The organism is Flavobacterium cupriresistens (assembly GCF_020911925.1).
Taxonomy (GTDB): domain Bacteria; phylum Bacteroidota; class Bacteroidia; order Flavobacteriales; family Flavobacteriaceae; genus Flavobacterium; species Flavobacterium cupriresistens.
Window position 1 is genome coordinate 2,262,457 of record NZ_CP087134.1, and the last position, 13,746, is coordinate 2,276,202.

Annotated in this window: 10 protein-coding genes; 3 read left to right on the plus strand and 7 right to left on the minus strand. The window is 36.0% G+C overall.

Features of this window, described 5'->3' with window-relative positions; translation table 11 throughout:
* Positions 1 to 415 precede the first annotated feature (415 nt).
* Positions 416 to 3,187 carry a bifunctional aconitate hydratase 2/2-methylisocitrate dehydratase gene (locus LNP23_RS09955; RefSeq protein WP_230004752.1) on the plus strand — a complete coding sequence of 924 codons (2,772 nt, stop codon included), beginning with the start codon at positions 416 to 418 and terminating at the stop codon, positions 3,185 to 3,187.
* Positions 3,188 to 3,310: 123 nt separating this feature from the next.
* Entirely contained in the window at positions 3,311 to 5,575 is a 2,265-nt protein-coding gene (locus LNP23_RS09960) for an aconitate hydratase (RefSeq protein ID WP_230004753.1), read from the plus strand.
* Positions 5,576 to 6,055: 480 nt separating this feature from the next.
* On the opposite strand, the gene LNP23_RS09965 is transcribed toward LNP23_RS09960, so the two are convergent.
* The 4 genes from LNP23_RS09965 to LNP23_RS09980 are packed head-to-tail and all read right to left on the minus strand — an operon-like array spanning position 6,056 to position 8,220.
* Positions 6,056 to 6,454 (minus strand): hypothetical protein, encoded by a 399-nt coding sequence (locus LNP23_RS09965; RefSeq protein ID WP_230004754.1) that lies wholly within the window; start codon positions 6,452 to 6,454, stop codon positions 6,056 to 6,058.
* A complete protein-coding gene (locus tag LNP23_RS09970; RefSeq protein ID WP_230004755.1) occupies positions 6,451 to 6,951 on the minus strand; it encodes a hypothetical protein in 501 nt (166 codons plus the stop codon). The genes LNP23_RS09965 and LNP23_RS09970 overlap by 4 nt, the downstream gene beginning before the upstream one ends.
* 1 nt (position 6,952) lies before the next feature.
* Positions 6,953 to 7,570, minus strand: coding sequence for a hypothetical protein (locus LNP23_RS09975; protein ID WP_230004756.1), 618 nt, complete (start codon positions 7,568 to 7,570; stop codon positions 6,953 to 6,955).
* Between the two features lie 56 nt (positions 7,571 to 7,626).
* Complete coding sequence (locus tag LNP23_RS09980; RefSeq protein ID WP_230004757.1) at positions 7,627 to 8,220, minus strand: Crp/Fnr family transcriptional regulator; 594 nt, start codon at positions 8,218 to 8,220, stop codon at positions 7,627 to 7,629.
* Positions 8,221 to 8,615: 395 nt separating this feature from the next.
* On the opposite strand from LNP23_RS09980, the gene LNP23_RS09985 reads away from it, so the two are divergent.
* On the plus strand, positions 8,616 to 9,764 hold the full coding sequence (locus LNP23_RS09985; RefSeq protein ID WP_230004758.1) for a C40 family peptidase: 1,149 nt from the start codon (positions 8,616 to 8,618) through the stop codon (positions 9,762 to 9,764).
* A 12-nt stretch (positions 9,765 to 9,776) separates the two neighbouring features.
* Here the strand turns inward: LNP23_RS09985 and LNP23_RS09990 are convergent, their stop codons facing one another.
* From LNP23_RS09990 to LNP23_RS10000, 3 genes are all read right to left on the minus strand, one after another.
* Positions 9,777 to 10,172 carry a response regulator gene (locus LNP23_RS09990; RefSeq protein WP_230004759.1) on the minus strand — a complete coding sequence of 132 codons (396 nt, stop codon included), beginning with the start codon at positions 10,170 to 10,172 and terminating at the stop codon, positions 9,777 to 9,779.
* Positions 10,162 to 11,586 (minus strand): sensor histidine kinase, encoded by a 1,425-nt coding sequence (locus LNP23_RS09995; protein ID WP_230004760.1) that lies wholly within the window; start codon positions 11,584 to 11,586, stop codon positions 10,162 to 10,164. Before LNP23_RS09995 ends, LNP23_RS09990 begins: the two co-directional genes overlap by 11 nt.
* 494 nt (positions 11,587 to 12,080) lie before the next feature.
* Positions 12,081 to 13,475, minus strand: coding sequence for an alpha/beta hydrolase family protein (locus LNP23_RS10000; RefSeq protein ID WP_230004761.1), 1,395 nt, complete (start codon positions 13,473 to 13,475; stop codon positions 12,081 to 12,083).
* Positions 13,476 to 13,746: the final 271 nt, after the last annotated feature.

Genomic DNA, 13,746 nt, shown 5'->3' on the forward strand with positions numbered 1-13,746 from the left:
CGAGATTTTTACTTCCCTACAAGTTTCGGACTTGATCCTTCTTTTTCTAAAATTAGATTTTAAGAAAAAGAAGCAAAAGAATACTGCAAAGTTTTGCTCTTCAAAGTTTATGACAGGGGGTAAAAACACCTACTATAACGTTATAGATGCTAATTTAGAAAGGTTCTTTACTTAAAAAGGCTTTAAAATGACCTTAGTCTGCAACACCCGATTTCGACTTTAATAAAGAAAGGATTTTAAAATAGTAATAAATCATTTTTTTAATACAAAATTGAAATTTTAGCAAAAAATGGCAGTGAAAATCGTTTTTTAGCAATAATAATTTTTGAAAAGCCGACTTCTATTATATTTTTTTTAATTCTCGTCTTTAATATTTAAATTTGCGTACAAAAAAACAAAAAGACTTCTATATATTATGAATACGTATAACGATTACATTAAAGAGATCGAAGAAAGAAAAGGTCAGGGTCTTCACCCGAAGCCTATCGATGGTGCTGAATTAGTAAGCGAAATCATCGCACAGATTAAAGATTTGGAGAATCCATATAGAGCAGATTCTCTTCAATTTTTTATTTATAATACGTTACCTGGAACTACTAGTGCTGCTGGTGAGAAAGCTAAGTTTTTAAAGGAGATTATCCTGGGAGAAGCTGTAGTAAAAGAAATCACACCTGCTTTTGCTTTTGAATTATTATCGCACATGAAAGGTGGACCTTCTATCGAGGTATTGCTTGATTTGGCTTTAGGTAATGATGTTGCTATTGCAAAAGAAGCGGCAAAAGTTCTTAAAACTCAGGTTTTCCTTTACGAAGCAGATACAGATCGTTTAGTGGAAGCCTTCAAAAACGGTAACGAAATAGTTAAAGATATTCTTGAAAGTTACGTACAAGCGGAGTTTTTTACAAAACTTCCGGATGTGGCAGAAAAAGTAGAGATCGTTACTTTTATTGCCGGTGAGGGAGATATTTCAACAGATTTACTTTCTCCGGGTAATCAGGCGCACTCTCGTTCAGACCGTGAGCTTCACGGACAATGTATGATCACGCCTCAGGCACAACAGGAAATTAAAGCACTACAGGCGCAACATCCTGACAAAAGTGTGATGTTGATTGCTGAAAAAGGGACAATGGGTGTAGGTTCTTCAAGAATGTCAGGTGTAAACAACGTGGCTCTGTGGACCGGTAAACAAGCAAGTCCATATATTCCTTTCGTAAATATTGCTCCAATTGTTGGGGGAACAAACGGTATTTCTCCGATTTTCCTAACTACGGTTGACGTTACGGGTGGTATTGGTCTTGACCTTAAAAACTGGGTTAAAAAGCTTGATGCTGATGGTAATATCGTTCGTAATGAGAATGATGAGCCAATTTTAGAAGAAACGTATTCTGTAGCAACAGGAACGGTTCTTACAATCAATATTAAAGAGAAAAAATTATATAAAGGCGACCAAGAGCTGATTGACATTTCTAAGGCATTTACTCCTCAGAAAATGGAATTCATTAAAGCTGGTGGTTCCTACGCGATTGTATTTGGTAAAAAACTTCAAACATTTGCAGCTAAGACTTTAGGAGTTGATTTTCCACTTGTATATGCTCCGTCAAAAGAAATTTCTATTGAAGGACAAGGTCTTACAGCAGTTGAGAAAATCTTCAACAGAAATGCTGTTGGTACCATTTCAAATAAAGCGTTACATGCAGGTTCAGATGTACGTGTAGAAGTAAATATCGTAGGTTCACAAGATACGACTGGTCTTATGACTGCTCAGGAATTAGAATCTATGGCTGCTACCGTAATTTCACCAATCGTTGACGGTGCTTACCAATCAGGTTGTCATACGGCTTCGGTTTGGGATAAAAAAGCACAGGCAAACATTCCAAAATTGATGAAATTTATGAACGATTTCGGTTTGATCACAGCTCGTGACCCGAAAGGTGTTTATCATGCTATGACCGATGTAATTCACAAAGTACTTAATGATATCACAATAGACGAGTGGGCGATCATTATTGGTGGTGACTCACACACAAGAATGTCAAAAGGTGTTGCTTTTGGTGCTGACTCCGGAACAGTGGCTCTTGCACTTGCTACAGGTGAAGCTTCAATGCCAATCCCTGAATCAGTGAAGGTAACGTTCAAAGGAGACATGAAAGGATACATGGACTTCCGTGATGTGGTTCATGCTACACAAGCTCAAATGCTTCAGAAATTTGGAGGAGAAAATGTATTCCAAGGTAGAATTATTGAGGTTCATATTGGAACTCTTAATGCAGATCAGGCCTTTACATTTACAGACTGGACTGCAGAGATGAAAGCAAAAGCTTCTATCTGTATTTCTGAAGATTATACTTTGATTGAATCATTGGAAATTGCTAAAGGCAGAATCCAGATCATGATCGATAAAGGTATGGATAATGAAAATCAGGTTCTTCAAGGATTAATTGATAAAGCAAATAAGAGAATCACAGAAATTATTTCTGGAGAGAAACCAGCTTTAATTCCAGATGCAAATGCGAAGTATTACGCTGAGGTTGTTGTTGATCTTGATGTGATTGCTGAGCCAATGATTGCAGATCCGGACGTTAATAATATTGATGTTTCTAAACGATATACACACGATACCATCCGACCATTGTCTTTTTATGGAGGAGTGAAAAAAGTAGATCTTGGATTTATTGGTTCTTGTATGGTTCACAAGGGTGATATGAAAATCCTTGCTCAAATGTTGAAAAATATTGAAGAGCAACACGGTAAAGTAGAGTTCTTGGCGCCGCTTGTAGTGGCACCACCTACTTATAACATCGTTGATGAATTGAAAGCAGAAGGAGACTGGGAAGTTTTACAAAAATATTCCGGTTTCGAATTTAACGATAGCGCTCCTAAAGGTGCAGCACGTACAGAATACGAAAACATGTTGTATTTAGAGCGTCCTGGATGTAACCTTTGTATGGGGAATCAAGAGAAAGCAGCAAAAGGAGATACTGTAATGGCAACTTCTACGCGCCTTTTCCAAGGAAGAGTTGTGGAAGATTCTGAAGGTAAAAAAGGAGAGTCTTTACTTTCTTCTACTCCGGTTGTAGTATTGTCTACAATTTTGGGTAGAACGCCTACTATCGAAGAATATAAAGTAGCTGTAGAAGGAATCAACCTTACTAAGTTTGCACCTTCTCACAAGTTATTGGTGAAATAAGCATACGATTAAACAATCATAATTCAAAGGCCCGAGTCACAAACTCGGGCTTTTTCTTTTATAGCGACTCTATTTTTCGTATCTTGGATGTTCAAAAAAAAATAACAAAACAATTTTATAATTATGGCATTTGATATTGAAATGATTAGAAAAGTGTATGACAACATGCCGGGTCGTGTTGATGCAGCACGCAAGATTGTTGGTCGTCCACTTACTTTAACAGAGAAAATTTTGTACAATCACCTTTGGGACGGAACTCCGTCTAAGGCGTTTGGAAGAGGAATCGATTATGTTGATTTTGCACCCGATCGTGTAGCATGTCAGGATGCCACGGCACAAATGGCATTATTACAGTTTATGCATGCCGGTAAATCTAAAGTGGCAGTTCCGACAACGGTTCACTGTGATCACTTGATTCAGGCAAAAGTAGATGCGGCAACTGATTTGGCGAGAGCAAAAACACAAAGTAATGAAGTTTTCGATTTCTTATCGTCAGTTTCAAATAAATACGGAATTGGTTTCTGGAAACCCGGAGCCGGAATTATTCACCAGGTAGTACTTGAAAATTATGCATTTCCGGGTGGAATGATGATCGGTACCGATTCGCATACTGTAAATGCAGGTGGTTTAGGAATGGTAGCGATTGGTGTTGGTGGAGCCGATGCTGTTGACGTGATGTCCGGTATGGCCTGGGAACTAAAATTCCCTAAATTAATCGGAGTAAAATTAACCGGTAAATTATCCGGTTGGACTGCTCCTAAAGATGTTATTCTTAAAGTAGCCGGTATACTTACTGTAAAAGGAGGAACTGGAGCTATCGTTGAATATTTTGGTGAAGGAGCAACTTCGATGTCCTGTACCGGAAAAGGAACGATTTGTAACATGGGAGCTGAGATTGGAGCGACAACCTCAACTTTTGGTTACGATGCTTCAATGGGACGTTATTTACGTTCTACCGACAGAGCAGATGTTGCCGATGCCGTAGATAAAGTAGCTTCTTACTTAACAGGAGATCCGGAAGTATATGCTAATCCCGAACAGTATTTTGATCAGGTGATCGAAATTAACTTATCGGAATTAGAGCCACACTTAAACGGTCCATTTACACCGGATTTAGCTACTCCGATTTCTAAAATGAAAGAAGAAGCCATCAAAAACAACTGGCCATTGCAAATTCAAGTCGGTTTAATAGGTTCTTGTACCAACTCTTCTTATGAGGATATTGCCCGTGCGGCTTCTTTAGCGAAACAAGTTTCGGCTAAAAATTTAAAAACTAAAGCCGAGTTTACAATCACTCCGGGTTCTGAGGTAGTGCGTTCTACTATTGAAAGAGATGGATTTATTGAAACTTTTCATAAAATTGGAGCTACTGTTTTTGCCAACGCCTGCGGACCTTGTATCGGTATGTGGGACAGAGAAGGGGCAGAGAAAGAAGAAAGAAATACAATCGTGCACTCTTTCAATCGTAACTTCTCAAAACGTGCCGATGGTAACCCGAATACACTGGCTTTTGTTGGTTCTCCGGAATTAGTAACTGCCATGGCTATTGCAGGTGATTTAGGTTTTAATCCGTTAACTGATACCTTAATCAACGAAGATGGTGAAGAAGTAATGCTTGAAGCGCCAACAGGAGATGAACTTCCTGCAAAAGGTTTCTATGCTGAGGATCCCGGATTTCAAGCTCCCGCTGCTGATGGTTCAGGAGTTCAGGTTGTTGTAAGTCCAACATCTGAGCGTTTGCAATTGTTGGCTCCGTTTGATGCGTGGGATGGTAAAAACATCACAGGTGCTAAATTGTTAATCAAAGCCTTCGGAAAATGTACTACAGATCATATTTCTATGGCAGGACCGTGGTTGCGTTTCCGTGGACACTTAGACAATATTTCGAACAATATGTTGATTGGTGCCGTAAATGCATTCAATCAAAAAACAAATTCAGTTAAAAATCAATTGACAGGTGAATACGATGCCGTTCCAGCTGTAGCTCGTGCCTATAAAGCAGCCGGAGTTCCGTCTATCGTTGTGGGAGATCATAATTATGGAGAAGGTTCTTCACGTGAGCATGCTGCAATGGAGCCACGTTTCTTAGGTGTTAAGGCGGTATTGGTAAAATCATTTGCCCGTATTCACGAAACAAACCTTAAAAAACAAGGTCTTTTAGGATTGACTTTTGCTAACGAAGCAGATTACGATAAAATTCAGGAGAATGATACGATTAACTTTACGGATTTAGTTGCTTTCGCTCCCGGAAAACCGTTAACCTTAGAATTTGTTCATGCAGATGGAACTAAAGATACTATTCTGGCAAACCATACGTACAACGAAGGACAAATAGGTTGGTTCGTTGCAGGTTCAGCACTAAATTTAATTGCTGCCGGAAAAGCTTAATCGTTAAGATTTTAATTATACTAAAAACGCGCTGTGTGAACAGTGCGTTTTTTATTTAAGAGCTTTTTCGGTTATTTAAAATAGTTTAAGTTGCCTCAGTTATTTTATAGCTATAATCAAATGATTTGAATAGCCTCCTGCTCTCAATGTTATTATGTTAAGAAAATTTTTCACGCAGATTTTGCAGATTTTGCAGATTTTTTTTTATTTCAATCTGCAAAATCTGCGTGAGACTTTTTTTTGATAATACTTTTGAATCTTTTGGATGATTACAAATATTTTATAGCTACAATCAAATGATTTGAATAGCCTCCTGCTCTCAATGTTATTATGTTAAGAAAATTTTTCACGCAGATTTTGCTGATTTTGCTGATTTTTTTTTATTTCAATCTGCTAAATCTGCGTGAGACTTTTTTTGATAATCCTTTTGAATCTTTTGGATGATTACAAAACACAATTGTGAAGTTGTGATAAAATTGTTTAGTTTAATCCCCAGTAAATTAATCCGCTGATCATCCATAGTAAAATCCATTGTCCTAATTTTAAATAGTTGTTTGGGAATTTTTTCGAGATTGCGATTCCTATTAGCCACACTATTCCATATCCCAGAAAATAAACGGCTGCTAATTGAAGTAACATTCTTTCGCTAATCAAAAAATCGGTAAAATTGATTAGTCCGAGTCCGATGGTGGCAAATAATAAATCAAACGAAATCCAATGCCATCCACACCTTGCCATGGTCCATTTTTCCTGTTTCAGATCTTTTTCATTAAGTCCATCTTTGGGTTCTATTGTTCTCAATTCTTTGTCGCCAATAAAGGTGTGAATTAGGAATGCGAATAAAGTGAGAATGTTGGCTAATAAAATAGGTATATTCATGTTGTTCTTTGTTTTTGCTTACGGGACATTGTTTTTCTTAGTATTCTTACCCATAAACTCCAGGGGGTATTTACTTTGTTTTTTGTAAAATGATTTTCTACTTTATCAAACGAATCTTCTACTACGGCATCGTGTAACCAACGAATGGCTATTGCCCATCGTAAAGAGGTTTTTCCGGTGGTTCTCATGTCAATAGTATGAGAAAGTTCTGTTTTATCGATCGTTATGGGTTTTAAATCAAATCGGTGAAAACCGTCAAAACCAGTCATATCAAACTGAAATGTTACGGTTTGACCAGGGAGATATTCTGTTACAAAATACCGTATTGGCCCGTGTCCGCCTTTGGAACCGACTTGTAATCCTTTGTCTAATTTCATCGGGAACCATTTTTCATTAGCAAATAGCATATCGTTTTCGGTGGATAAGGTGCTTAATAATTTTGCTACTTCTTCGATAGGTTGATTGATTTCTCGTTTATGAATGTTGAGTACTTTCATTTTATTTTCCAATTAAGATGTGATACTGTTTTGGGATTTCAACTCCGCTAAAATGATTGGTCAGTCCGTATAATATTAATGTCGTACTGCAGATTCCAATCATTAAAATTAATATAGCCTGACTATTTGGTGTTATGCCAACAAGAGTCTGTTTCATTTTTTTGCTGTGAATGGCGGCTATATGTCCAAAGAATGAAATAATGGCAAGGCTGTAATAGGGAATAAAAAATAAGTTTAAGGGGAAGGTGTTTAATCCGGCTGCGCCAAAATAAAAGTTGGTGTCAAGATTCAGATAGAGGCGACCTATGAGAATAACGGGTACATGGATAAGAAGAAAAACAGCCAGATAGAGCCCCGTCCAAATCTGTAATTTGTCAAAGTTTGTTATCGTAGTTTTTCGACTTTTTCTAAAAAGCGTAAGACCTGAAACAATTTGAACTAAAACGGCGGTCAATAGAATAGTTTCAACGAAAATATTGCGATAAAAATGCCGCAAGAGGTTCATTATTTCAATGTGTTTTGCTGCGCCATTAATACTGCAAATGTGATTGAATAAATGCAGTCCGACAAACAGCGTGATGGTGATTCCGGATAAACGATGTAGTTTTTTGATTGTCATTCGGTTTCTTTTCCTGTAAAATAAAGCCTAATAATCCTGATTACATTTGATTTAAATCAAATTCGTTTTTTGGGATTGCGAATTCTGCTTAGTGTTTCAAGGGTGATTCCCAAATAAGAGGCAATATGTGTGAGCGGAACTCTTTGTGTAATATAGGGACGGATTTTGAGTAAACTTTCGTATTTCTGCTGGGCAGATTCAAATTGAATGGAAACAATACGACTCCGCAATTGCAGCATTATTCGAGTGGTGATCATTCTCCCCAATCGGTCAAAATCGTGGTGTTTATTGCATAGTTTGTTAATATTTTGCATGGATATTTCCAAAAAAGTAGTGGGTTCAAGAAGTTCTATAAAATAAGAACTTGGTGTGCTCTGAAAAAAGCCATCAATAGAAGTAATAAATTCATTTTCGAAAGCAAACCAATCGGTAATGTCTTTGCCGTCTTTGAGGTAAAATGCCCTTGCAGCACCTTTCACAATAAAATAGGTTTTGCTTACATGTTCCCCTTCTCTTATCAATACGGTGGATTTTTCGAGTGTAAAAAGTTCAGCCGCCTGTTTAAAATCTGCCTTGGTGTTTTCTGTTAAAGGAGAATAAGTATCGCTAACCAATTTTATTGCCTGCTCCAGTCCCTGTGGGTTTTCCATAAGTTAGAAATTGTAAAAACGCGCACCATTTCATAAATATATCTGATGCAAAATGATTTGGATTTGTTTTTGCGTATTTTATTACAGCAGGGTCTTGCAGGCATTGAGACAGTTGCCATTGCTGATCATTGAAAATACGGTTACTCAAATATACTACAAAAATGGAATAGAATTAAAAGCTTAATTGAAGATGCGGCTAAAAAAAAAGTAGCTTTTTTTTTATGGATTTGATATAAATAAGGCCCGTTTTGATGTAAAATTGTTAATTTCGGTAAAAACAAGTGTTAAAAACTAGGCTTTTTTGTTTAAAAAAGTTAAATTCGCTCTATAAGTAATAGAATTGTGTTTTTTACTAATGGAACACAAAATTGAGAATAAAAAAATCCCCCCAAATAATGATTTTTAGGTTAACTGTTGTATTATTTTTTTTTAGTTTGAGTGCGTTTTCACAGGAGAAATATACGAAACATATTATTTCAGAAGGTGAGAATTTATCAGTAATAGCACAAAAATACGGAGTAAAAACCAGAGAAATTATTGAAGCAAATCCGAATAGTCCTAAGATACTAAAATTAAAATCGGTTTTGTTGATTCCAAACAAAAAGCAGAAAGTAGTTGCCAGTAAAAAAGCGGTTGCCAGTAAAAAGGAAACACCAGTAGTTGCTGATACTCCCGGATTGCATGTTATTCTTGCTAAAGAAACACTTTGGGGTATTGCTAAGAAGTACAATGTTTCGGTAGAAGAGTTAAAGGGAGCCAACCCGTTTTTGGAAACAGAAGGTTTAAAAATAGGACAACAGATTGCGATTCCTTCCAAAGTAGTAGCAGAAGCAGAAAAACCGATTGAAACTATTGATGCTGCAAAACCGGAAGAGGTTGAGGTTGCCAGAGAAGTTTTGTCTAAAGAAACCAAATACGCAATTGCAAAAGAATTCGGGATTACTGTTGCAGAATTAGAGAAACAGAATCCAGCGATAAAGAAAAGATTGAAGGTCGGTTATGTGCTTAAAATAAAAACTTCCAAAGAAAAAGCAGAGGCATTACAAGCTTTAAAACCTACTCCTGAAATAAAAGATCCTACATCAACTCCTAGTGGGATTACCGAGAATCCAGTTGTCGTTGTCGATTCGTCAACAGTTATTAAGGTTAGTAATTATTCCGATTTAGTTAATCAACTAATTGAAAGTGCTACTCAGAATATCGGAATTCGGTATCGTTCAGGTGGAACTACCAGAGCAGGTTACGATTGTTCCGGTTTAATGATTTCAACTTTTAGTGGTTTTGACATTAAGTTACCCCGAAGTTCTATTGAGCAGTCTCGCATCGGAATGAGAGTTAGCGCTGATGAGGCACAAAAGGGAGATTTGATTTTCTTTAAAACCAATGGCAGACGTCGTATTAATCACGTTGGTATGGTGGTAGAAGTAGCCGATGGTGAAATTAAGTTTGTACATTCCGCAACTCATGGCGGAGTTATGATTTCTTCTACTAAAGAGGCGTATTACGGAAGGAATTTTTCACAGGTAAATCGTGTTCTGAAATAATTTCAACAAACACTATGCCTTTAGAAAAAGTGATTTTTTAAATTCTTCAATAGGTAGTGGTTTGTTTAAAAACGCCGTTACATAATTATTTTTATTTATTTGTTCGATTTCATCCGGGTCTAAAGTTGAGGAGAGCACATAAATTTGAACTTCTTTTTTAAATTCACTACTTAATTTATCGTAGGCATTCAGAAATTCAAAGCCATTCATTACAGGCATTTGAATGTCTAATAGAATAATCAGAGACTGTTGCAGGTTTTTGTGGTTAGAAAGCCATTGTAGCGCTTCCAGACCATTATTCGTAATGTTTACCTCCGTCACATCAAGAAACTTTTTTAGCAATTGTTTAATGACCAATTGATCGATCAGATTGTCTTCGATTAATAAAAATACAGGTTTATGTTCCATTTGAGTTTGGTATTGTTACAATAAATTTACTTCCAATACTATTTTCTGAGGAGACGAAAATGGTACCTTTAATATTTTCGACGGCTTCTTTTACTATATAAAGACCTAATCCGGAGCCTTTGTTTTTGTTAGTTCCAAAGTACATTTCAAAGATGTGTTCTTTGAATTCATCTTTAATTCCAATTCCGTTATCTGCTATTTCAATTTTATTAAAACCATCCGAAATATAAGTTTTAATAGAAATAAACATTTCTTGTTTACTACTGTCTGCATATTTTATAGCGTTTGAAAGTAAATTTGAAATGATAATTTTTAAACGCAAGCCATCACTCTGAATCTCGTCAATTAAAAGTTCTTTTTTGATTTCGATGCGATTGGCATTTTCGATATGCATCAATTGCGCAATGGCTTCATTAAATATTTCCTGAAGGCTTACCGGTTCGATAATAATAAGTTTACGTTTGTTTTTAGAATAGTCTATAATGTCGCTAATAAACTGATCTTGCCTAGTAAGACTTTGGTGCATTAAAGTCAGATAATCTCTAATCTGATGGATGTTGTCTTCTAATTGTGTAATCTCAATAAGTCCTTGCAAAGACGTGATGGGTGATCTCAAATCGTGCGATGCACTATAAACGAAACGATCCAGTTCGTGATTTACCAGCAGTAGATTTTCGTTTTTAACTTCGATTTCTTTTTTAGAAGTAAGCAGTCTTCTTACCATTATCGAGTAGTAGCAACTTACACTGCAGATGATCACGAGGATGAAAAAAATATTTGTGATCGTTAAGAGGGTTTTTATTTTTCTGGTTCCTTCTCCGAGTGTGTTTGAGAAGTTGCGTTCGTTGATCGTGAGCTTGTCACTAATTTGGCTAATTTGAAGCAGGTACTTTTGCTGATCCTGAAGCGTAAGGATATTGCGTTTGACTTTTGCATTGATCTCTGTTCCAATGACGTATAATTCGTCAATTAATTGATCCCCTTGTTCCCATTCGTGAATGGCTTTTGCTAAAAAAGGAATTTCTTTAAAATGGATAAACAACCAAACAAGATCATCAATGTCTTCTTTGTGATTTCGACCTGTTAAGAAACCTTTGCGGGCAGCAATATTATCGCCTGCTTTCAAAAGTGTTTTACGGGCAATACCATCTCCTTGCGGGACTTTTAATTCTTCATTGTATAATTTCCATTGTTCAGCTTCGCGGGTATAGAGATAAGTAATAAGGTGTCGGGAGGCATCTTTTTGACCTTTTGAATAATGTGATTCCCCATTTACATAGGCTCTGTTGGCAGATAGTATTTTGATAGTGAAAAAATTAATACAGATCAATAAAGCGCATGAAATGAATACAATCAATAGCAGTATAAATACATTTGGAAAACGTAAATTCTTTAAAACCTGGCCCTTCAACATAGTTTTTTAATTTGTAGGTTACTGATTCGGATTCCTTATTTTAATGAGTATCTGACAGCATTGTTTTTTATTGACACTTTTGGAACTTGATTGTTTATTTGGTGAAAAATAAACAATTGTTAATTAATTCTTAAGGTTAAGGGCTTTTATGTGACTCCTCTCAAAATTAATAAAAAAAAAGAAAAGTTTTACAAATGACAAAATATTTCTTTTTTGTTATATTTAGTTTAATTTATTTACATGTAACTGGTTGGTTTTTAGTTTATTGTTTGTTTTGGTGTAAGAATTTTTTGTATGGATTGAAATTTGAAGAATAAACCTAGGAATAAAGACTGATAAGAGAGGTTATCACTTAAAATTCCTGTTTTGTAGCCTTTTTTGTTTAATCTTTTGGTTTGTTTTTCTGCTCTTTTGCAATACCATCGTGGTTCAGTTGGGGCCAAAAAAAACTGCAAATGGTGAATTTGCAGTTTTCTGGTTTTTTATAGAAGAAGTTATTTCGTTTGCACTTTAATCCATTGCAGGACTTCGTTCATTGCAATTGGAGAAAGTGTTTGTTCTATTTTTGAATATTCATCGGGAGAACCCGTTTGACATTCCTGAAACAGGTGATTTAAATTTGGGATCTCTTTTATAGTTACCTTTTTATTGCCTCCTTTTGCAAGTGCCTTTTGAATGATTTCTAAATTTTCTTTAGGAGCGACCTGTAAATCTTTCTCTCCGTTTAGGGCTAAAACAGGGCACTTCACTTTTTCTAATACCGGTTCCGGATTGTATCTTAAAAAATAAGCCATCCATGGATTTGTTACTTGAGCAACTCGTAAATTGACATAATCTTCTAAGGTCATACTTCCGGGTTTGTCTGGATTATTTTGGGATACTTCGGTTAGATAAGTTGTTAGCTGCGTTTTTAATTCCTGTGGGTCCTTATATTTATTTACAATCTCAAAAGTTTTTTGATTTATGATTTTTGTTCTTTCAATGTCAGAATCAAAAGCTCCTCCTGCTTTTGCTATTAATTTTTGCTGTAGTAGAAGCAATTGATCGCCTTGTAATCCAGGCCCTGCCATCAAGACGATAAAAGCAATGTCTTTGGATTTACTGGCTAGGATAGGAGCGATTAACCCGCCTTCGCTATGTCCCACTAATCCTATTTTCTTTTTATTGATTTCTTTTCTGGAAAGCAAAAATTGAACTCCGGCTTCGACATCTGTAGAAAAATCTAATGAAGTTCCCGTTTTAAAATCTCCTTTTGAAGCCGCAGTTCCTCGGTCATCAAAACGTAAAACAGCAATGCCATTTTTAGTTAAGTAATCCGATAATACCAGAAAAGGTTTGTGCCCCAGTAGTTCTTCGTCTCTGTTTTGTGGTCCACTTCCGCTGATTAAAATTACAGCAGGAAATACGCCTTCTTTTTTCGGTAATGTCAAAGTTCCGGCTAAATTTATTCCGGCTGACTTGTTTTCAAAAACAACATCTTCGCTATAATATGGAAATGGTTTTACGGGTTCCTGAGGACGCACGAGCTTTTCTTTTTCAATTTTTTCTTTGGATAAATTCAATGGAAAAGATTGTCCACCTTGTTTAAAAATTCCTGTAATAGTATTGTCTTTGCCTAAAACACCTTCATACTCAATTCGGAAATTAGCTAAGGCAATTTTCAAAGTCGAATTTTCATAGCTGGTTGAGGTGGTAGGGATTCCGATCGCTTTTTGATCCGGACTGTCCATAGTGGAGCTAAATCCGTTCTCATTTTTGTTTACATTAAAAATAACGGTCAATTGTGTCCCCTGCACTTTTAAAATTCCGTTCCACTGCCCAGTGATATCTTGTGCAAAAACGGTTGTTATGCTACTAAAAGCAAGTAATAATAGAAGTAGTTTCTTCATGGTTTAATAAGATGGTTTTATAGTTGGTTTTATAAGAACACGAATTTACAGTAAAGTAATATAGAAGCAGTATATTTTTTAATACAATTTAGAAGAGATCAAGTCCAAAAGTTGTGGAGTGATTTTTAGAAATTCTCTTTTGTTAGAAGTAGCGCATCTTATACTTTTTCATCGCTGTTTTTTAAGTCGCTATTTCCTAGTTTCTCATTTTGACGATCTCGCAAAGACGCCAAGTCGCCAAGTTTTAATAAAAAAACAGAAAAAAAACTTT

What these genes read in the sequence shown, in the direction of transcription:
- LNP23_RS09970 (WP_230004755.1), bottom strand. Translation starts at nt 6,951, where the DNA reads ATGAAAGTACTCAACATTCATAAACGAGAAATCAATCAACCTATCGAA.
- LNP23_RS09955 (WP_230004752.1), top strand. Translation starts at nt 416, where the DNA reads ATGAATACGTATAACGATTACATTAAAGAGATCGAAGAAAGAAAAGGT.
- LNP23_RS09985 (WP_230004758.1), top strand. Translation starts at nt 8,616, where the DNA reads ATGATTTTTAGGTTAACTGTTGTATTATTTTTTTTTAGTTTGAGTGCG.
- LNP23_RS09995 (WP_230004760.1), bottom strand. Translation starts at nt 11,586, where the DNA reads ATGTTGAAGGGCCAGGTTTTAAAGAATTTACGTTTTCCAAATGTATTT.
- LNP23_RS09975 (WP_230004756.1), bottom strand. Translation starts at nt 7,570, where the DNA reads ATGACAATCAAAAAACTACATCGTTTATCCGGAATCACCATCACGCTG.
- LNP23_RS09960 (WP_230004753.1), top strand. Translation starts at nt 3,311, where the DNA reads ATGGCATTTGATATTGAAATGATTAGAAAAGTGTATGACAACATGCCG.
- LNP23_RS09965 (WP_230004754.1), bottom strand. Translation starts at nt 6,454, where the DNA reads ATGAATATACCTATTTTATTAGCCAACATTCTCACTTTATTCGCATTC.
- LNP23_RS09980 (WP_230004757.1), bottom strand. Translation starts at nt 8,220, where the DNA reads ATGGAAAACCCACAGGGACTGGAGCAGGCAATAAAATTGGTTAGCGAT.
- LNP23_RS10000 (WP_230004761.1), bottom strand. Translation starts at nt 13,475, where the DNA reads ATGAAGAAACTACTTCTATTATTACTTGCTTTTAGTAGCATAACAACC.
- LNP23_RS09990 (WP_230004759.1), bottom strand. Translation starts at nt 10,172, where the DNA reads ATGGAACATAAACCTGTATTTTTATTAATCGAAGACAATCTGATCGAT.